Origin of the sequence: Moheibacter lacus, assembly GCF_014042165.1 — a bacterium.
Lineage (GTDB): Bacteria > Bacteroidota > Bacteroidia > Flavobacteriales > Weeksellaceae > Moheibacter > Moheibacter lacus.
Genome location: NZ_JACDZE010000001.1, coordinates 698,647 through 719,672 on the forward strand (window position 1 = coordinate 698,647; position 21,026 = coordinate 719,672).

The 21,026-nt window shown below is 37.1% G+C and carries 18 protein-coding genes; 12 read left to right on the plus strand and 6 right to left on the minus strand.

Annotated elements, in window-relative coordinates:
* Window positions 1–32 precede the first annotated feature (32 nt).
* From HU137_RS03345 to HU137_RS03360, 4 genes are read right to left on the minus strand one after another with little or no spacing between them, the layout of a single operon-like run.
* Window positions 33–1,028, minus strand: a complete 996-nt coding sequence (locus HU137_RS03345; protein ID WP_246361472.1) for an FAD:protein FMN transferase — start codon at window positions 1,026–1,028, stop codon at window positions 33–35.
* Between the two features lie 2 nt (window positions 1,029–1,030).
* Complete coding sequence (locus tag HU137_RS03350) at window positions 1,031–3,226, minus strand: PepSY domain-containing protein (protein ID WP_182042387.1); 2,196 nt, start codon at window positions 3,224–3,226, stop codon at window positions 1,031–1,033.
* Window positions 3,227–3,242: 16 nt separating this feature from the next.
* Entirely contained in the window at window positions 3,243–3,725 is a 483-nt protein-coding gene (locus HU137_RS03355; protein ID WP_182042388.1) for a DUF2271 domain-containing protein, read from the minus strand.
* A 16-nt stretch (window positions 3,726–3,741) separates the two neighbouring features.
* Window positions 3,742–5,217 carry an ankyrin repeat domain-containing protein gene (locus tag HU137_RS03360; protein WP_182042389.1) on the minus strand — a complete coding sequence of 492 codons (1,476 nt, stop codon included), beginning with the start codon at window positions 5,215–5,217 and terminating at the stop codon, window positions 3,742–3,744.
* A 148-nt stretch (window positions 5,218–5,365) separates the two neighbouring features.
* Here HU137_RS03360 and HU137_RS03365 point away from each other — a divergent pair, with 148 nt between their 5' ends.
* Window positions 5,366–7,771, plus strand: coding sequence for a TonB-dependent receptor (locus tag HU137_RS03365; protein WP_182042390.1), 2,406 nt, complete (start codon window positions 5,366–5,368; stop codon window positions 7,769–7,771).
* Window positions 7,772–7,787: 16 nt separating this feature from the next.
* Window positions 7,788–9,140, plus strand: a complete 1,353-nt coding sequence (locus tag HU137_RS03370) for a hypothetical protein (RefSeq protein ID WP_182042391.1) — start codon at window positions 7,788–7,790, stop codon at window positions 9,138–9,140.
* 84 nt (window positions 9,141–9,224) lie between these two features.
* On the opposite strand, the gene HU137_RS03375 is transcribed toward HU137_RS03370, so the two are convergent.
* Window positions 9,225–10,988 (minus strand): 1-deoxy-D-xylulose-5-phosphate synthase, encoded by a 1,764-nt coding sequence (locus HU137_RS03375; protein ID WP_182042392.1) that lies wholly within the window; start codon window positions 10,986–10,988, stop codon window positions 9,225–9,227.
* Between the two features lie 70 nt (window positions 10,989–11,058).
* Here HU137_RS03375 and HU137_RS03380 point away from each other — a divergent pair, with 70 nt between their 5' ends.
* Entirely contained in the window at window positions 11,059–11,652 is a 594-nt protein-coding gene (locus HU137_RS03380) for a DUF3109 family protein (protein ID WP_182042393.1), read from the plus strand.
* 23 nt (window positions 11,653–11,675) lie between these two features.
* Entirely contained in the window at window positions 11,676–13,349 is a 1,674-nt protein-coding gene (locus tag HU137_RS03385; RefSeq protein ID WP_182042394.1) for a DUF6909 family protein, read from the plus strand.
* Here HU137_RS03385 and HU137_RS03390 read toward each other — a convergent pair.
* Window positions 13,346–13,600, minus strand: a complete 255-nt coding sequence (locus tag HU137_RS03390; RefSeq protein WP_182042395.1) for a hypothetical protein — start codon at window positions 13,598–13,600, stop codon at window positions 13,346–13,348. The two genes, HU137_RS03385 and HU137_RS03390, sit on opposite strands and share 4 nt — an antisense overlap.
* Before the next feature lie 83 nt (window positions 13,601–13,683).
* Between HU137_RS03390 and HU137_RS03395 the strand changes: the two genes are divergently transcribed.
* The 8 genes from HU137_RS03395 to thiL all read left to right on the plus strand — a co-directional run bounded on the left by HU137_RS03395 (window position 13,684) and on the right by thiL (window position 20,996).
* Window positions 13,684–14,472 carry a S1/P1 nuclease gene (locus tag HU137_RS03395; RefSeq protein WP_182042396.1) on the plus strand — a complete coding sequence of 263 codons (789 nt, stop codon included), beginning with the start codon at window positions 13,684–13,686 and terminating at the stop codon, window positions 14,470–14,472.
* Window positions 14,473–14,528: 56 nt separating this feature from the next.
* Window positions 14,529–15,110, plus strand: coding sequence for a thymidine kinase (locus HU137_RS03400; RefSeq protein ID WP_182042397.1), 582 nt, complete (start codon window positions 14,529–14,531; stop codon window positions 15,108–15,110).
* 104 nt (window positions 15,111–15,214) lie between these two features.
* A complete protein-coding gene (locus HU137_RS03405) occupies window positions 15,215–15,622 on the plus strand; it encodes a GxxExxY protein (RefSeq protein WP_182042398.1) in 408 nt (135 codons plus the stop codon).
* A 221-nt stretch (window positions 15,623–15,843) separates the two neighbouring features.
* A complete protein-coding gene (locus tag HU137_RS03410) occupies window positions 15,844–18,306 on the plus strand; it encodes a bifunctional UDP-N-acetylmuramoyl-tripeptide:D-alanyl-D-alanine ligase/alanine racemase (RefSeq protein ID WP_182042399.1) in 2,463 nt (820 codons plus the stop codon).
* Window positions 18,296–18,763 (plus strand): regulatory protein RecX, encoded by a 468-nt coding sequence (locus HU137_RS03415; protein WP_182043304.1) that lies wholly within the window; start codon window positions 18,296–18,298, stop codon window positions 18,761–18,763. The genes HU137_RS03410 and HU137_RS03415 overlap by 11 nt, the downstream gene beginning before the upstream one ends.
* A 73-nt stretch (window positions 18,764–18,836) precedes the next feature.
* Window positions 18,837–19,364, plus strand: a complete 528-nt coding sequence (locus HU137_RS03420; protein ID WP_182042400.1) for a hypothetical protein — start codon at window positions 18,837–18,839, stop codon at window positions 19,362–19,364.
* 85 nt (window positions 19,365–19,449) lie between these two features.
* Window positions 19,450–19,950, plus strand: a complete 501-nt coding sequence (locus tag HU137_RS03425; RefSeq protein WP_182042401.1) for an acyl-CoA thioesterase — start codon at window positions 19,450–19,452, stop codon at window positions 19,948–19,950.
* Window positions 19,944–20,996: a thiamine-phosphate kinase gene (gene thiL, locus HU137_RS03430; protein WP_182042402.1), complete on the plus strand. Its 1,053-nt coding sequence runs from the start codon at window positions 19,944–19,946 to the stop codon at window positions 20,994–20,996. Before HU137_RS03425 ends, thiL begins: the two co-directional genes overlap by 7 nt.
* Window positions 20,997–21,026: the final 30 nt, after the last annotated feature.

Sequence of the window (21,026 nt, forward strand, 5' to 3'; positions counted from 1 at the left end):
TTCTGTTTCAAGTTCAAAGTTTGAGTTTGAACTTATCGAGCAAGTGATTTCTTTAGTTTTCTGTAATTTTTGGAACGAATGACTTTACCCGCGTCCGTGATCATCAAACTTGCATAATCAGGGAAATTTTGAATGAACCTCAAACCATTCTTTTTACCCAAGACCATCATGGTAGTACTTAATCCATTGGCAAATTCGGCATCCGGGCCTAGAACCGTAACGCTTGTTAAACCCTCTGCAGGAATGCCGGTTTTAGGATTGATAATGTGTGAATACCGCTTTCCACCTATCATCAGAAATTTCTCATAATTTCCTGAAGTAGTCACAGCTGCGTTTTTTAATTTTAGAATATCGATAGGATTTTTAGGACGAAATGGGTTGTGGATTCCTATTTTCCAATTTGAATTTGAACTCCAAGTGGAAATATCGCCTGAAGCGTCTATGATTCCGGACTGAACCCCAATTGCCTGAGCAAAAGATCGGGCTTTTTGTGCGGCATAGCCTTTTCCGGTAGATCCAAAGCCAATTTTCATTCCTTTAAATTTCAAGAAAACAGTTTGATTCTTTTCATCTAAAATAATGTTTTGATAACCTACTTTTGAAATAGATTTTTGAATTATTTTCTCATCCGGAAACTCATCCATCCATCCTTCTTTGTAATCGTAAACTTTTTCCAAAGCGGCAACACTGATGTCAAAAGCACCATTTGAAATTTCAGAAAAGTAAACCGCTCTTTTGGTCAAATCAAAAACTTCTTTGTCCACTTTCACAGGCTTAATTCCGGCATTTTCATTGATTCGAGACACCTGAGAATTAGGAATCCAATCCGAAATCAAATTTTCGATCCGAACAATTTCACTGATAATCCGGTCGATTTTCAGATTGGCTGATGCTGTATTTTCCTCCTCAATTGTAATTTTAAAACGGCTGCCCATCAGGATCGTATCTCTGACTTCAACAACTTGTGATAAAGCAAAATTGGAAAAAAGAAAAATTAGGAAAAATAATTTTTTGAATGGTTTGGACATGACTAATAACAATCTGTTTTTAACTGACCTTTGCGCTTGAAAATCTCAAAGGATCTGTTGAGTTTTTCCTGACAAATTTCTTCTAGAACGCTTTCCACATCTCTTTGCATCGCCAAAGAACCGCAAATCATAATCACACCTTTCTTTTCAAGTAATTCAGCAAAAAAATCTGCATCTCTACGCACCAAATCCATTACATAAGCAGGATTTTCTTCACGAGAAAAAGCCAAATTTAGCGAAGTCAATTTATGGTTTTCAATTTGCTTTTGCATCGATTTCTCATAAGACCTTACCAAATCATTATGAAACCTGAACCCAGCATACAGATGTGTTTCTTTCTTTTTTGAATTTTCATCGATCATTCCCAAAAATGGTGCAATCCCGGTTCCATTGGCTATTAGGGCGATTTTTTTTGCTTTTTTGGGAAAATGGAAATGGGTATTTTTGATGATTCTGGCTTGGATGGATTCATTGTTTTTCAAATCATGTAAATAATTGGAACCCAATCCTAACTCATGCAATTTCACAATCAATTTCAAATCTTTTCCAAATTTCCCGATCGAATAAAACCTTTCTCTATGGTCATTATCCGGATAAACCGCTAGCAAATCACCGGACTTGAACTTTTCTTTGGTTTTGAATAAAAGGCTAAATGAATCACCGGATTTCACATTTTCTTGCTCAGAAATGACTTTGAGTTTTTTGAGTTTCGGCAATTTGGACGCGTATAATGAAGGCGCATTTGCGAGTGCAATTTGGTTTTTTGCACTCCAGATTTTGATCCATTCCACAAACTCATTTGGTGATTTGTCATTTACCGTCATCAGATCCAAATGACGAATGGACCAACTATGGCCTTCAAACCAATTGTCCACTTTTTCAGCATAACCACAAAAATGTTTGTAAGATTTAGACCCAAATCCGATAACTGAAAACTTAATTTGTTGTTTCTGTGGGTATTTGTTTAATAATTTTCTGAATTTACTCGCATTGGACGGTGCATCTCCTTGACCATAAGTTGAAGTAAAAACCATGATTTGTTTGGCTTTTGGGTATGATTTATACTGGTTCAACTCTGTCAGAAAAGACGAATGTCCATTTTCCAATAATTGTTTGTGCACTTGATTGGCAAAATTGAGGGTTGTTCCGCCTTCAGAGCCAAATAGTAAAATAAATTCCGCATTTTTAGCATTGAATTTATTTTTGATTTTAATTGATTTTCTTTTCAATGCTATGACAAATCCTGAGTAAATAAAAAATAAAATATTGAGCGAGGCTATCCCCAAAACTACTGCCCAAATGCTGTTTGTCCGCCCCGTATGAAGATCCAAACTGAGCGTTTCCCAAACTTTAGTTTTAGGATAATGGGTTTCATGGAGAATTTCTCCGGTAAATTGATCCAGAATTAATTCTCTGTCTTTTAATTTGATTTTGAAAAATTCCTCCGGATCTTCCATGAATGGAAATTCGATTTTCTCGACCTCTGAAAGTTTTGTGAGTTGAAAAATTTCAAATTCATTTTTAGGGATTTTTTGGTCAGTACGATCCATGATTTCACCCATTTCGGCAGCCGGTATTTCCGGATTGGGAATCCATTCAAACCGGATCATAAACAAATAAGTTCCCGTAATGGCAACGATAAAAATAGGCAGCAACAAAAGTCTACCTGCGATCACATGGAAATATTGGGCGAAATATTCTTTATTGATTTTGTCAAAAAATTTGAGGATTCCATGTTGTCTTTTGATGATCAAAATCGTTCCTGAGATGACAATGAGCATCAAAAGAAATGAAACGATGCCGACGAGAAACCGTCCGGTTTCTTTGAGGAAAAGTGACCTGTGTAGAGCGGTCGTCCATTGGATGATTTCACTTTTGACAATTGGTTTTCCTAAAATTTCGCCTGAAATAGGATGAATATAATGTTCAAAATCATTTCCATCTTCATCAAAACCTTTTAAAGTAACGAATTGATTCTTGTCAACGCTCAATTCTATGATTTCGGAATACTGTTTTTGAAGTTCAGGAATAGATGCTGCAATTGTGATTTCATCAAAACCATCGACTTTATAAGGTTGTGACTTTTCTTGGATCGGATCCCATGCAAGAATGACTCCCGTAGCGGAAGCCATCATTAAAAACAAACATGAAACCAGTGCCAACGCCAGATGGGAAAGCCTCCAAATGGATAAAGTCATAAAAAAATATTGAAAGCTATGATTTGTTTAATTTCACATAGCGGATATAGCCAGTTCCTTCTTTTTTCTGGGTTATTCCTGCAGTGGTCAAAGGAATTTCAACATCCGTTACATAATACTTCTGATCTTCTACTGCCGATTCAAAACGAAGCTTATATCCTTTGTTCATTTTGGACTCATCGATCGTAAAAGTGGTGATGCTACGGTCTCCTGCTGCTACAGAAGCTCCGGTAATTCCGTCCAATTTTTCTTTCTTTTTTCCAATTTTTTTGTCCCACTCCTTGAATCCATTGTACCATTGTTTATCAGGCCCCATCATATACAACGTCTTTTCATAATTTCCTTTTGAATCAACCAAAGAAACGACAATGTAAGCTTCCAAACCTTTGTAATTGGTCATTTGCAACATGCATTTGTATTTGGCATTTTGCGCTAAAGCCATTGATGCCAAACCCAATAAAAGGAAAGAAGTGATGATAATTTTGAAAGAAGATTTCATAATCAATAAGTATAATTTATTTCAAAAATTCGATGTTGGTAATATTTTCTTGTAAGAATTCATTTTCCAATGCCAAATCATAAGCGGTTTCTTCAAATTCAGTTTGGATGTCTTTTTTAGCACCTAAAGAAACCAAATATTTCAAAATCGAATCGTCTTTTGCCATCAAAGCCGCTTTGTGCAAAGCCGTCATTCCATCTTTGTCCTGAACATTTAAATCGATATTTAATTTCTCTAAACTTCTGAATAAGTTCAAATCGTTTTTAGACGCGGCAACATGGTACAAACTACTCCCATTTTCTTGGAGCTCACGAAAATCCACTCCATTATCAACCAAAATGTTCAATTTATCTGCAAATTCATCAGCATTTTCATTGGGCCTAGCCGGACGATAAGATTGAAACAGATAAAAAGCTAAGTTTCCATCTTTTGCTCTGAAATTGGTTTTGGCGCCGTTTTCAATTAAATAGGAAACCATTTCCGGTGAGCTACTTTGAACTGCAAAAAACAAAGCCGATTCTCCTTTTGCATTTACGGCATTGAGGTCTTTCACTTTCGGCAAAATGGACTTTACTAAATCTATATTTTTTGTTGCAGTCGCTTCCATAAAAGCATTGTTTCCTTCTTTATCGGTCGAATTAAAATCCACGCCTTTTTCTAGGAAATATTGGATGATTTCTTCCTGATCTTTATTTCGAACCAAATTGAACAACACATTGGCTCCATTTTCATCTTTGGTTTTTGGGTCTAATTTGACTTCTTCCACCAAATATTTGTAAACGTCTAAACCATTGGAATTCCATCGAGAACCTTGTGAAGCGATGATCAACGCACTTCCCGTTGCTTTCACTCCTTTTTTCTGAAGATTTTTCAGCAAATCAATGTTTCCATTTCTAGCAGCATAATCAAATACCGTCCGACCTAAATCATCTGCATCTTTTAGTGACAAACCTTTGGTTGTCAAATAGTCAGAAAGTTTCAAATCCGCATCATGACTGATGGAAAGCAATAGTAAATTAGCTCCGTTTTTATATTTTTGTTTGGGATCAATTCCGGCTTTAAAAAACAACTCATAGATTGCGGGATTGGTTTGTCCGTTTCCAGCAGCAAAAGAGATGGGCGTTGCGCCTTTATCATCTGTCCGGTTGATTTCCGACCCTTGATCTATCAAATATTTCACCAGTTCTACATTCCCTCTATTGGCTGCCCAATGCAAATAAAGCCTTCCGTCATGCGTGGTTTTATCAATGCTATTTCCGGGTTGATCAATCAGGTACAAAATGGTCGCAAGAGGCGCCTCATTGTTAATCGCAAAACTCACCACATCATGATTTCCTCTGTTGGCTTGGGCTGGGTTGTTACCTTTGGTAATTTCAGCTTTTACAGTCTCTACATCAGGTTTTTGTTTCCAAAAGTCACCTGCCAACATCGAGTTATCCTGGGCTTTTGCGATTGTTGTGGTCAGTAAAATAGCGATCAATATTTTTTTCATGGATTCTAATTTAATAAATCAACTTTAGAATAATTTGGCAAAATTAAGACTGTCTATCAAATATTTATTAAAAATATACATGACAAATATCGGTTATTTTTATTTGGACTCAATATAAGTAAGGTATATTTTCGCAAAAAATTAATAAATGCTTAAGCTTTACTTTTTAAGTTGTTTCATGCTTCTCGCTTTAAGTTTAAATGCGCAGCATAAAATCACCGGGACTGTGTATGATGAATTTGGAAATACGGTTTCTGAAGTTGAAGTTAAGTTAAAAAATTCTACTACGCATAAAGTTACTCAATCTGACCAATCGGGCAAGTACAGCATAGAAAATGTCAAGTCAGGCGCTTACAAATTAATCATCAAAAAAGACCAAATCGAATCCTTTTTTGATGTTAAAATCCATCAAAATGATATTGAGTTAGATCCAGCATTTAAATCACTTCACGGCATAGAATTGGCTACAACCGAAATCGTTAAAGTCAAATCCATAAAAAGTGAAATAGAGAAACAAGGTTTTGCGGTGAGTGTCATCGAGACCAAAGAAGCTGCTTTGCGAAATATCCAAACCAATGAATTATTGGACAGAACAGCCGGAGTAAGGCTAAGACAAAATGGAGGTTTGGGCGCATCTGTAGATTATAACCTCAACGGTATGTCTGGAAATTCCGTGAAAATTTTCATCGATGGAATTCCGATTTCGACTTATGGTTCATCGTTTAATTTGAACAGCATCCCACCAGCAATCATTGAAAGAATAGAAGTTTACAAAGGTGTGGTCCCTGGATATTTGGCAGATGATGCACTCGGCGGTGCTATCAACGTTATTTTGAAAAAAGGTGCTAAAAACAGATTGAATGCTTCTATTTCTTATGGTTCTTTTAACACCACTCAGAGCAATGTCAATGGATTGTACCGAGATGAAAAATCGGGTCTGACATTTAAAGCTTCAGCTTTTATGAATTATTCCGACAATGATTATGAAGTTTGGGGTGATAAAATTTACAATATTTTACCAAATGGTCAATACGAATACATCACAGCCAAAAGATTTAACGATGCTTTTCGTTCCAACGGAAGTGTAGTTGAATTAGGTTTTACAGAGATGAGTTGGGCCGATAATTTTTTTATCGGTTATACAAGGTCAGAATTATACAATGAAATCCAACACGGACAATTCATGACCATCCCTTACAAAGGACGATTTAACAGAGCCAACAACGATGCTTTCAGTTTGACTTATAATAAAAAAGACTTATTTACCAAAGGTTTAAACTTCAATGTTCATACGGTATATGGTGAAAGAAACACTGAAACAGTAGACACGGTAAAATGGAATTATAATTGGAATGGTGAAATCACATTGGATTTGAACGGGAATCCTATATTAAGGCCAAACGGTGCGCAGCAAGGAGCCCCTACGATGGCCAACATCAACCGGAAAAACACTTCTATCCGAGCAGGAATTAATTATGAAATCAATAAAAATCATCGGGTTTTTCTAGACCATTCCTTTAACAATGTCGATCGCGTGGACGATGATTTGATCAGAACGGTTCTGGAAAGAAATTACATGGCAACCAGAGAAATGCAAAAAAACATTTCCTCATTGACTTATGAATTCAGGGCATTTCAAGACAAATTAAAACTCACTGCATTTGGTAAATATTATGACCAAACTTTGTCCAGGATGAATCCCACAAATCAACTCATAGACGGTGTACCGACCAGAGTAGAAGACGTAAAAAGTCGGAATATCAATACAACGGGTTATGGTGGTGCAATTTCCTATTTGGTAGCACCAGCGGTAAGTATTTTGACTTCAGCAGAAAGAGCAGTTCGATTGCCTTCTGAGAACGAAGTCTTTGGAGATCCATCTGAAAACATAGAAGAGAACGTAAACCTAAAACCGGAAATCAGCAACAATTTCAATTTAGGATTTAAAATAGGTCCTTATAAATTATCCAATCATAAAATCGCCTTATCAGCCAATGGTTTCATACGAGATACAAGAGACAGAATTGCACCACAAGTTCAGTCCAGTTTAAATTCTAACTTACAAACACTTCCTTTTGAAAACCAAGGAAAGACAAAGTCCATAGGATTTGATGCTGAACTAAATTACACGTTTAAAAGAAACCTGAATATCATCCTAAATGCAACCAAATTCGACCTGACTTATAACAGTTCTGTTGACAAAAGAAAGGTCCCAAATGAACCGACTTTTGTGCTCAATGGTAACGCCCAATATTCATTCAAAAACCTGATCGGAAAAGGATCTCAGTTAAATCTATATTATCATGTGATGTGGGTTGACAGTTTTCTTTATTTACAAAAACCTTATGAAAATGTAAGCGGATATGACCGGTTTTATATTCCGGAACAATTCATCAATGACGCAGGTTTGAGCTATGTATTTCCAAACAAGAAATTCATACTAAGTTTTGATGCTAAAAACATCTTCAACCAACAAGCTTTTGACAACATGGCTGTTCAAAAACCCAATAGAGCATTTTATCTGAAACTAAACTATCAATTAAATAATTTATAAAATCAAAAGGCACATCATGAAAAAAAATCTTTTTAGAATTCTAAATTGCACTTTTGTTGCAGGGTTTATAGCATTGGCCGTAAGTTGTAGTGATGACGACAATGGAAATGCAACCATAGAACCACCTATCACGGAAGGAAGATGGATCACCATAGCCGGAGCAGTTCACGATGAAACACCGGGCGACGGAAACGGAGGAACTATCCTTTATGCCATCAGCAAAGAAAACGCAAAAGACCCTTCAAAATCTTACAATGTTTTTGAAAATGGTCATGCAGTAAACTCATTTAGAACCGCTCGTTTACAATCTTCATTAGATGGAACTACGATCTTCAACGTAGCCTATGGTGGTGATAATGGTGGCGAATTTTACAAATACCAAGTAAATGGAGGACAAAACTTCGTTCAAACAGGCGGTGTTGTGAATATTTCTCAGTACGTAGGAACTGCGCCAAGATGGGTAAAATTAATAGACGATGACCAAACCGGAGTTGCAGGAACGATTGCCAACGCAGAAGTGGTTACCAATATAGATGGTTCTTATGCTTACACAAGAGGAACAGCTACAGTTGTGAGCATCGATATGGAAAACGTATTGATTTCAAATACAGGATCTTTTGAAGTTCCATTGACACCAGAAGAAGAAGCTTTGGGTCACTACATTTGGAGAATCGATGGTAGTACTTTGAACCAAGCAGGAAACAAAATCATCATCGGTACTTGGATGCGTAAAACCGATCCGGCAACCGGACAAAATGATACAAGCGAATTCCAAAAATTGGGTGCAAAATCAATCGTTTTGGATTATCCTTCATTGAGCAATCCACAAGTGATTACCTCTACCCAAGGATTTGGTGATACTTCCGGATACCGTTATTGTAACAACATTTTAGCAAATGACGGATACGTTTACCAATCTACACAAAGAGAAAGAACTGGTGGTTCAAAAATCATCAGAATCAATTCAAATAACCAATATGACAATTCTTATGTATTCAGTTTGGATCAGGCATTGGGCATTACCAATTCTTATATTGAAAATTGGAAATACGTCGGAAACGGAATCGCTTTGGTGATGTATTCTCATGAAGGTTCTGTTGTTTCAGCAGCTTCTGGACAACCACAGAGCTTTTTGGCACGCGTAGACCTAAATGCAAAAACGGCTACTCAATTGCCATTGGATTATGACGTGGACATGTATTTCTTCCAGTACCAAGGATTTGTAGTGGATGGATTTGACGTGTATGTAGCTGGAGCTCCGGTTGGAAAAGACGGATTTATCTACATCATCAACAGCCAAACAGGTGCAGTAACCAAAGGTGCAAAATTGATCAACACGCCAGGAAACCACTTCATGGGCGCTTTCTAAATAGTTGAAATAGAAATAATTAAAAAGGAACTGATCTGATCGGTTCCTTTTTTTATTTAGTAATATTTAAATAAAGATTTGTAATTAAATCAAGCCCAATAATAACTCCAAAATCCCCTCTTCATCCAAACCAATTTCCTGTTCCAATTCTTCTATGGAAGCATGTTCGATAAACTCATCAGGATAACCTTTTCTGATGATTTTTCCTTTAAAATCCTTTTCCTGTGCATATTCCAAAACTGCATCGCCAAATCCGCCGTTCAGGATTCCGTCTTCAAAAGTGATGATAGTTTGATATTGACTAAATATTTGGTCGAGCATTGATTTGTCGAACGGTTTACAAAAAAGGAATTTGTAATGACCATATTTTTCTTTAAAGCTTATTTCACCCAAAACATTTTGAATTCTTTGGCCTATAGTTCCGAAAGTCAGAATGGCGACTTCATTTCCTTTTTTTAACTCAATTGCTCTTCCGATTTCAATTTTCTCAAAGTTAAATCGGCTGCTGAGCTCTGTCGAAACATCGGCATCAGAATTCCCTTTCGGGAAACGAATGGAAAAAGGCGATTCGGTAAATTGAGCTGTATAAAGTAAATTCTGAAAATCTTTGTCATCCATAGGTGCGGAAACGATCATATTGGGAATGCTTCGCAAAAATGCAATATCAAAATAACCGTGATGCGTCGCACCGTCTGTTCCGACCAATCCGGCGCGGTCGATGCAAAAAACAACGGGCAAATTTTGCAAAGCCACATCATGAATCACCTGATCGTAAGCACGTTGCAAAAAAGTCGAATAAATCGCCATATAAGGAACCATTCCCTGAGTCGCCAAACCGGCAGCAAAAGTCACAGCGTGTTGTTCTGCAATTCCAACGTCGATGACACGCTTTGGAAATTCAATTTTTGCTTTTACCAAATTGCTCCCCGTGAGCATCGCAGGCGTGATTGCCAGGATATTCGGGTTTTCTCGCATCAAATCAGCAATCGTTTCACCAAATATTTGTTGGAATGAAATTTTGTTTTGTACGGATTTAGAAATTTCTCCGGTTGCTTTGTTAAATTTCCCCGGCGCATGCCATTTGACCTGATCAGCTTCTGCTTGCGTATATCCTTTTCCTTTTGTGGTTTTGATATGAAGAATTTTTGGGCGTCGGATTTGTTCCAATTCTTCAAAAGCTTTGAACAATTGATCAAAATCATGACCATCCACTACGCCTTTATAATGCAGTCCGAAATCTTCAAAAACCGAATGATTTCCCCCATTTTCCAATTGAAAAAAATGTTCTTTCAACGCACCAACCGATGGATCGATCCCGATCGAATTGTCATTCAAAATGATCAAAACATCCAAATCTGTACTTCCCAAATGATTCAAACCTTCTAACGCCATTCCCGACACGATGGATGCATCTCCGATGACCGCAATGTGTTGGTTTAGATTTCCTTGTAATTGATCGGCAATCGCCATTCCTATAATGGCTGAAATAGAAGTCGAAGAATGACCAACTCCAAAAACATCAAATTTACTTTCAGTTCGAGTGGGGAATCCGGCGATTCCATCCAATTGGCGAAGCGAATCAAAATGATCTTTTCTTCCGGTCAGAATTTTATGCGGATAACATTGATGACCTACATCCCAAATCAATAAATCTTCGGGTGTTTGGAAAAAATAATGCAATGCGATGGTCAATTCTACAACGCCCAAACCCGCACCCAGATGTCCGGGTTTGGCAGAAAGAGTTTCGAGAATGAATTCGCGCAGCTCCACCGCCAACTGCGGCAAAACTTCTTTGGGTAAGCTACGTAAATCTTCAGGAGATTGAATCTTTGGTAAAACTGGTTTCATTATGAAATTGTAAAATTACACAAAACCCAAATAAACGACTTATATTTGTGCGTCAATAAAAACGAAATTTATGTTTCAAATTGGCAATACCCTTATTTCTGAAGAAATTCTTTCTGAAGAATTTGTCTGCAACCTGAGTAAATGCAAGGGAATTTGTTGTGTGGAAGGTGACGCCGGAGCGCCACTAAATGATGACGAATTGCCCATTTTAGATGATATTTATGAAGATATCAAACCTTATCTGCGTCCGGAAGGCATAGCTGCTATTGAAAATTCAGGAAAATATGAACGCGATGTGGATGGCGAATGGGTAACTCCGCTGGTAAATGGAAAAGAATGTGCTTATGTCATTTTTGATGAAAAAGGCATTACCAAATGTGGGATAGAAAAGGCCTATGAAGATGGTGTTGTAGATTATAAAAAACCGATTTCATGCCATCTCTATCCGGTCAGGATCAAAGAGTACAAAAAATTTACTGCCGTCAATTACCATGTTTGGAGTATTTGTTCAGATGCATGTGTATTTGGAAAAGAACTGAAAGTAAATGTGGCTCATTTCCTGAAAGATGCTTTGGTGAGAAAATTTGGACAAGAATGGTATGATGACCTTTTAAAAATAGACCAAGAATACCAAGAGCGAAAGAAAAAGAAAAAATGGTTTTAACCTTACTTAAATTATACTAAAATATGATTCAAAATATAACCCGAGCTAGACAATCAACTACAGCCATCGACCGACTATACATCACCATGCGGCATATGTTTCACCGCGGAAACTATCGCCCAACCGGTCATTCCGGCAAAATGATTCAAGATTTATTGTTACAATTAAATCCTGAGATTTACGGCACCATGGCCGACCAGGAAAAAGTAGAACTCAATGGATTGCTTTATGTGCTAGACAGGCTTCCAGATGGGATTACAGAAACGCCCTATATCAATTTCACATCCAATGAAGGTGTAGATTTCACCAAATTCAAACCCATCATTCCTCCTAAAAGAAGAAGGGTCTGTTATCGGGTGGACGAAGACCAAATGAACATCGAAGTCACGCGTGGACGATCTGAAATTTATGATACCATGACGCATTTGACCTTTTTGTACAATGAGTCTGATAAAATACGTGCCAAATCTTTCCACAAACAAACCCAGAAACCCAATCGGGTTTGGGGAAAAATTGAACAAATTGCGCTGAGCGAAAGCAAATTATCTGTTAAAGACAGAGATATAGCTTTGATGCATCTTTCCACTATTTTGGGCAGGTCTTATAACGAAACCCAAATCGCCTATAAATATTTCAGCACTGAAACGGACAAAGACAAATTCTTCAAAATCATCTATTGGATGGGCAAAACCTCACAAGAAGATTTGCTCGGTATCAAAAGAAGAGAAATCATGTTCTCACCCATTTTACGCGAAAGAATCGGACACCATATCGTAGGAGAAAAATGGGCCAATACGATCAAAAAGGCATTGGTCGAACAGAATTTGATCCATCGACCACTGCACATCATCAGCGCCAATATGCACAGTGTTTCCAATATGCTCTATGCTTTTGATGCGCTAGAAAAGAATTTTTCCACTTCAGAAGAATTTGATTTGTATAAAGCCCTTTCATCCAGTAAAAGCAAATCGCTCAGAGAAACGGTTCAGAATTATTCTCATAAAAATGGACTGACTTTTATTCCGGACTCATCAGGAACCAACATCGACGTCCAAATCATCGATCTAGAAAACGTAAAATTGAAGAACACCGCTTTTTCAGATGTCAAAGCAAGTTCAGGAGATGTCATTTTGGTGATGGATTATGCTTTTGGCGAACAAGCTTTTGAGAGCATGGACGAATTATTAAAACCTTATAAAACCAAAAGCTCCAGCATCATGATGAATGTCGCTTCTGTTTCCATCATGGGGAAAGCCGGGATACTTTGTGGTAAAAAAGGAGATATCATGATCCCAACTTCACACATCGTGGAAGGACCCACAGATAATTATGTCATTAAAAATGAATTCAAAACAGAAGATTTCAAAGGAAATCGTTTGGGAGTTTTTGAAGGACCAATGGTGACCGTTTTGGGAACTTCACTCCAAAACAAAGATGTTCTGGAATATTTTAAAAACTCATCATGGAAAGCCATAGGACTGGAAATGGAAGGTGGTCACTACCAAAAAGCCATTCAAATCGCGTCACAAATTCGTCATCATATTTCTCCTGATGTAAAAGTGATGTATGCTTATTATGCTTCTGACAACCCATTGGAAACCGGTAGCACCTTGGCTTCAGGCGGTTTAGGTTTGACAGGCGTAAAACCCACCTACTTGATCACAAAAATGATTTTAAAGAAAATCTTAAACGCTTAATGGAGGTGTTTTTTCTTTTGTCCGGGCGCATGGCGTTTGGCTGATTTTTCGCCATGATGTTTTTTCACATGACCGGGCGGATGATGTCCAAGACGTTTGTCGTGATGTCCATCTGACCTATGGTGCGGATCATGTTTGGAATGAGGTGGTTTGGGATGTTTCGGATGATGTGGAGGACGTCTGTGCGGTGCGCATGCGGTCAACAAAACGGCCACTAAAAACAATCCCAAAATTGATTGTAATTTTTTCATACTGAATAAATTTACATAATCTTTCGAAAAATTGTGCCAAAATTTTAACGAAGCCTTTTACCTTTGTTGGAATTTTTTACCAAATGAAATCAATACCATTTTATTTCGCTATTTTGTTTATTCTAATTTCAACTCCGGCATTTGGATGGGGAACGACCGGACACCGCATCGTTGCAGAAATTGCGGAAAATCATTTGAACTGCAAAGCCAAACGGCAAATTCATAAAATCATCGGCGAACAAAAATTGGCTTATTGGGCCAATTGGCCTGATTTTATAAAATCAGATCCCAACTGGAAAATGGCAGATTCATGGCATTATATCAACTTTCCGGGCGGTATGAATAGAAATCAATTTGATTTGGAATTAAAAAATTCTTCCGATGAAAATTTATACAAACGGACGCTAATTCTTTTAGACGAATTAAAAAACCACCAAAATCTTTCTTTGGAGAAAAAACAGGAAAACCTGTATTTCTTGCTTCACCTCATCGGCGATGCGCATCAACCACTTCACATAGGGAGAGAAGAGGATTTGGGTGGAAATAAAATCGAAATCGAATGGTTCAGAAATCAGACCAATCTTCATTCGCTTTGGGACACAAAACTCATCGACCATCAGCAATACAGTTATACGGAATATGCTGAGGTTCTGGATGTTTATGATAAGAAATTCAATGAAAATCTGATAGAAGGAGATTTAGGAGATTGGTTGTTTGATTCCTATCAAAAGTCGCAAATAATTTATTCGGATGTAAAATCAGGTGATAAACTTTGGTACAATTACAACTACGAAAATCTGTCGATTTTAGAAAATCAATTGTTAAAAGGCGGACTTCGGTTGGCAAAAGTTTTGAATGAGGTTTTTGGATAAATTTATGGAGTTGAAATAAAAAAATCTCCATTCTAATTGTCTAACTTTGCTTTTCTATGTTTTTAGAAAACACCATCAATCATACCAAACAAAGCGGATGGATCGAAGTCATCTGCGGTTCCATGTTTTCCGGAAAAACGGAAGAACTCATCCGTAGGATCAACCGTGCAAAATTCGCCAAACAAAAAGTAGAAATCTTCAAACCTGCGATTGACACTAGATACGACGAAGAAGAAGTCGTTTCCCATAACCAAAACACCATCGGTGCGACGCCGGTAGAATCTGCTTATAATATTTTAATTTTAGCGACGGCTTGTGATGTAGTTGGCATAGACGAAGCCCAGTTTTTTGATGATGGCATCGTCGATGTCGCCAATCAATTGGCCAATGCCGGAAAACGCGTCATCATCGCCGGACTGGACATGGATTTTAAAGGTCGTCCATTTGGACCGATGCCCTATTTAATGGCAACTGCCGAATACGTCACAAAAGTTCATGCAATCTGTAGTAAAACCGGAAATCTTGCCCATTATTCTCATCGGAAAATCAAAAGTGACAAATTGGTAGAATTGGGAGAAAAAGAAGAATATGAACCACTGAGCAGAGCCGCTTATTGGGAAGAAATGAAAAAAATTTAACCACATAGTAACAGTAGTTTTTAAATTGAAATCAGCAAACATAAAGAAACAATAGTTGAAGTTTCACTTCTATTTTATTCAATCAAAACAATGTTAAACCTCTTATGATTACTAAAAAACAACTTGATGAATTGACTTATGAAATTATAGGTTCAGCTATTGAAGTTCAAAAAACAATGGGTCGAGGACTATTAGAGATCATTTATTTAAATTGCCTAAAAATAGAACTGAGCAATCGAAACATAAATTTTTGCTCAGAAATGACTATTCCAGTTTTTTACAAAGAAAAAAAATTAGAAATTGACTTAAGATGTGATTTGTTTGTAGAAGGTTGTTTGGTAATCGAACTAAAAGCTGTAAATGATTTTACGAATATTTTTGAGGCTCAATTATTAACTTATATGAAAATCTTAAAAGCCCCAAAGGGAATTCTCATTAATTTTAATAGCTCAAATATTTTTTATGAAGGTCAAAAAACTTTTGTAAATGAATATTTTAATAAACTAAACTGAAAAACTATACTGCTAAAAGCAGACTATATCAACTTAAACAACCTGAATAACTATGAAACTATGTGGTTTAAAATTAGTAGAAATAATTTCTGAAGAGAAGAATATAAGCCGCTTATCGGGAAGAAATGAAAAATCAGAATTCTTTACCACCAAAATGGACTAGTTTAACTGCTGCATAGACAAAGCGATGAAACTATGTGGTTTAAAAAATTAAATTTAATTTGAAACCTTATCATATAAAAAATTTAGCGGAAATCCTTTCTGCAGAAATCAAAGGAAAAAAAGACGGAATCGTCGAAGAAATTTACATCGACACCCGTACCATTTTCCAGCCCAACAATGGCATTTTCTTTGCCTTTAACGAATTTCAAAAAAATGGTGCGCCCTTTTTAAAAGATGCCCATCAAAAAGGAATTCGGGTATTTGTATGCGCAGAAGTCGGGGAGAAATTGGACAATTCCGTTTACTTAATTGTCAAATCACCGCTTGAAGCCTTACAAAAATGGGCGAAATTTCATCGAAATTCTTTTCAAATTCCCGTAATCGGCATAACCGGAAGCAATGGAAAAACGATCGTAAAAGAATGGTTGAACCAATTACTTTGGAACGATTTCTCAATCGTCAGAAGCCCAAAAAGTTATAATTCACAAATCGGCGTCCCACTTTCCATCCTCCAAATCCAAGACGAAAATAACCTCGGAATTTTTGAAGCCGGAATTTCTCTTCCAGGTGAAATGGATAAATTGGAAGATATCATCCAACCGAACATTGGCGTTTTGACGCATTTGGGTTCTGCTCATCTGGAGAATTTCAAACACAAACACGAACTCATTTTAGAAAAAATAAAATTATTCAGAAAAGTAAAAAAAATCGTTTTTAACGCTGAAAATGAAGACGTTAATTTACTTTTACACGAAATCTATTCATCTGAAAACTTCCAGTTTTTCACCTTTGGTACACATGAAACCAATACGCTCCAAATTCTTTCCGCAACAGAAACCGAGTCTGGAAAAGAAATTAATTTCAAATACAAATCAGCAATTTATCAAATCCAAATTCCTTTTAAAGACACAGCTTCAGCGGAAAATATTTTAACGGCTTTGACCACTTTGGCTGCTTTAGATTTGGATTTGGAAAAATACCTATCCCAAACCAAAAACCTACTTCCCATAGAAATGCGCTTGGAAATCAAAGAAGCCATCCGGGACAGCATTTTGATTAACGATACATTCAATTCCGATTTACATTCGGTAAAAGTCGCTTTGGATGTTTTGGCTCAACAAGCATTTCCGCGGAAAAGTTTGGTGCTAACAGATGTTTTGCAAAGCAATTTAAACAAGGACGAACTTTACAAAAAAGTAGCGGAATTGGTCAATGCTTATCAGATCGATGATTTGGTTCTGATCGGAGAATTCATTCCGAAATACAAAAATTTATTTAAAACAGAAGCAAGGACTTTTGACAATACTGATGATTTCCTGAAAACGCTGAGCTTAAAAAATGTGCACAATGAAGCCATACTTTTAAAAGGTGCACGACCATTTCAACTGGAGAAAATTTCGTCTATTTTAGAAAAAAAATCCCATGATACCGTTCTGGAAATCAATTTAAATGCTTTGGTTCAAAATCTTAAATTTTATAAAAGCCAATTAAAACCGGGTGTAAAATTGATGGCCATGATCAAAGCCAATAGTTATGGAACCGGAAGTTTCGAAATATCCCAAACCCTTGAACATCAACACATCAACTATTTAGGCGCAGCTTATGCTGATGAAGGTGTGGAACTCAGAAAAGCTGGTATCACGCTACCGATCATCGTGATGAATCCGGAACAAAGCAGTTATTCGTCCATCATCGATTACAAATTGGAACCTGAAATTTATAGTTTGCGGGTTTTGGCGTTATTTCTTCAAAAGTTAAAAGAAAAATCCATCACAGATCCTTTTCCCATTCACATCAAAATAGATTCGGGCATGAACCGATTGGGATTTAGACCGGATGAATTGGATGAATTGATTCAAAGTCTAAAACAGGAAAAATCCGTTGTGATCAAATCTATATTTACGCATTTGGCAACGGCCGATATACCGGAAGAAAAGGAATTTGCTCTGCAACAATTGAAAATATTTGATGAGGCTTACCAACGCATCGCCGAGGAATTGGAAATTCAACCTTTGAAACATGCGTTAAATTCACCTGGAATTATTCACTTCCCGGAAAACCAATATGATATGGTGAGATTAGGAATCGGGATGTATGGAATTGCGGATGAAGAATCGGTTCAAAAACAATTGAAAAATGTGGCGACTTTTAAAACCGTGATTTCGCGCATTTCAGAAATCCAGCCTGGAGAAACGGTCAGTTACGGAAGAAGATTCAGAGCAGAAAAACAAACGAGGATCGCAACCATTCCGGTCGGCTATGCAGATGGCATCAGAAGATCGTATGGAAATGGAGTGGGAAAAGTCTCTATCCATGGCCATTTGGCACCGATAGTCGGGACGATTTGTATGGACATGATGATGCTGGATGTGACCGAAATCCAATGCAATGAAGGAGATGAAGTGATTTTATTTGGTGATAATTTGAGTATTTCTGAAGTAGCCGAAAAAATGGGAACCATTCCTTATGAGGTTTTGACTTCGATTTCCAGTCGGGTGAAAAGGGTGTATTATCGTGAGTGAGAAAAAATCCTATACCGTCAACGAAATCCGTGATAAAATGGCCAAATACTGCGCTTATCAGGACCGATGTCAATGGGAAGTAGAGCAAAAGTTTTATGATTTCAACCTCATCCCGGAAGCCCGAGATGAAATCATGATTTATTTGATTCAACAAAATTTCTTGAACGAAGAACGTTTTGCCAAAAGTTTTGCCCGTGGGAAATTTTACCAAAAAAATTGGGGGCGAATTAAAATTAGAATCGAATTAAAGAAAAGAAAAATTCCGGAAAAATTGATTCAAGTTGGGCTGAATGAAATTGATGAAAAAGATTATTTAACAACGCTGAATCAATTGTTTGAAAAGAAAAAAGCCTCCCTCAAATCCGAACGGGAAAGTTTCAAGAAAAAAGCCAAAATCAGAAATTATTTGTTACAAAAAGGATTTGAATCTGAATTCATTACAGACTTAATCCGCTAAATTATGTTAATCTCAGATGATAAATTTTGATATTTTTTAAAATAGCTTAATTTTATCGGAAATAATGAAACACATGAAAAAAATTGCGTTTGCACTAAGCTTAATTTCAACTATTTGCTTGATTTCCTGTGATCCTTGGGAAGATGATAGTTACCATGAAACTGTACAGACAGGAGAAAATGTGGAGATTCCAGGCAATTGGAAATTGACTTCCATCCTACTTGAGGAAGCTTTTGATTTTAATGGAGATGGAAATGCAACCAATAATCTGATGACAGAAACCAATTGTTATGCAAATGAACTGATGGCTTTCAATGCAGATTTTTCCGGAGTTGCGACATCGAATTCTTATGCAAATGTAATCGTAAACGGCGATACCTATATCACAGAATGTGTCCCGGAGGTTGAAGAAACACCATTTGCATGGGCACAAACCCAGACCACTGTTTCTCTGACCATTGACACTCAAATCGTCAATGCCACCTTATCAGGTGATACTTTGACCTTTACGATTCCGGAAGGATTTTCAGCAAATGATGGACAGCCCGGCGGATATACCATCACGCAAGACATCATCATGACTTACCAAAAATTACCGTAAAAATAAGTTCATATAGAAAAAGCCGTTTCTCATACAAACGGCTTTTTTAATGGACAGTTCGTATCTTTGCCCAAAATTTTTTAGAATGTTTTACGCTGAAACCATTGTTCGATGGTCCGATTTGGATGCTAATATGCACCTTGCCAATGCTTCTTATATGAATTTTACGAGTTTTGCACGAATTCAGTTTTTAAGACATTGCGGCATCAAACTTTCAGATTTAGCAAAACACAACATCGGTCCGGCAGTTTTACGAGAAGAGTTTTCATTTTTCCGCGAGGCACATGAAGGACAAGAAATCATGATTTCGGTTGTGGTTTCCGGAAATTCTGAAAACGGAGAAATCTTTGAATTTGAACATAATTTATATGACAAATCAACCGGAACACATTTGGCTTATTCGCGTGTTTTTGGCGTTTGGTTTTCTACTGCCGAAAGAAAAAAAACACCTCCTCCTGCAGAATTATTGGAGAAATTAAATGCGAACATCGATCCAAATTCAGTTCGAATTTTATCTTTAAATGACATAAAAAACTTACCGGTTCAACCCAAAAATATCGACCCAAAATCTTTTTCATCATGCTAGACGACAAACAACCTCAATTGACTTCGCTGGACAAATTAGGTGAATTTGGACTAATTGACCATTTGACCAATTCCATTGAAATTCAAAACGATACGACAGAAAAAGGCATTGGTGATGATGCTGCCGTTTTGAATTTAGGAGAATTGGAAACGGTCGTTACGACCGATATGCTCGTTGAAGGCGTTCATTTCAATTTGGCTTATGTTCCGTTAAAACATTTGGGTTATAAATCGGTCATGGTCAACTTGAGTGATGTTTACGCCATGAATGCCGTTCCTTCCCAAATTTTGGTTTCCATAGCGGTTTCAAGCCGATTTCCGGTAGAAGCTTTGGAAGAATTATACGAAGGAATTAAAATCGCTTGTAAAAATTATAAAGTCGATTTGGTGGGAGGTGATACGACTTCATCTACCAGTGGATTGATCATCAGCATCACAGCCATTGGAACTGCCAAAAAACAAGAAATCGTTTACCGTGATGGTGCAAATGAAAATGATTTATTGGTCGTGAGTGGTGATTTGGGTGGAGCTTATTTGGGATTACAAGTTTTAGAACGAGAAAACGAAGTCTTCAAAGTCAATCCAAATGTTCAGCCCGATTTGGCACAATACGATTATTTAGTTGGAAGACAATTAAAACCCGAAGCACGAAAAGACATCGTTCAATTACTAAAAGATTTGGAGGTAAAACCGACTTCGATGATCGACATTTCGGATGGACTTTCGTCTGAAATTCTCCATCTATCGAAACAGAGCGGATATGGATTTAAAATCTATGAGGAAAAAATCCCATTGGATCCATCGGTGATCAAAACTGCAGAAGAATTCAGCATCAATCCGGTGACTTGTGCTTTAAATGGTGGTGAGGATTATGAATTATTGTTTACCATTTCGCAGGAAGATTATCCGAAAATCAAAGGAAATCCAAACTTGACGGTCATCGGACATACGACCGAACAAAATGCTGAAAATTATCTGATGTTGCAAGGAAGCGAATCAGCAGTTCCACTTTCAGCTCAGGGATGGAATTCATTTGAAGGCGAATAATTTCCCTCCTTTGGAGGGATTAAGGGAAGC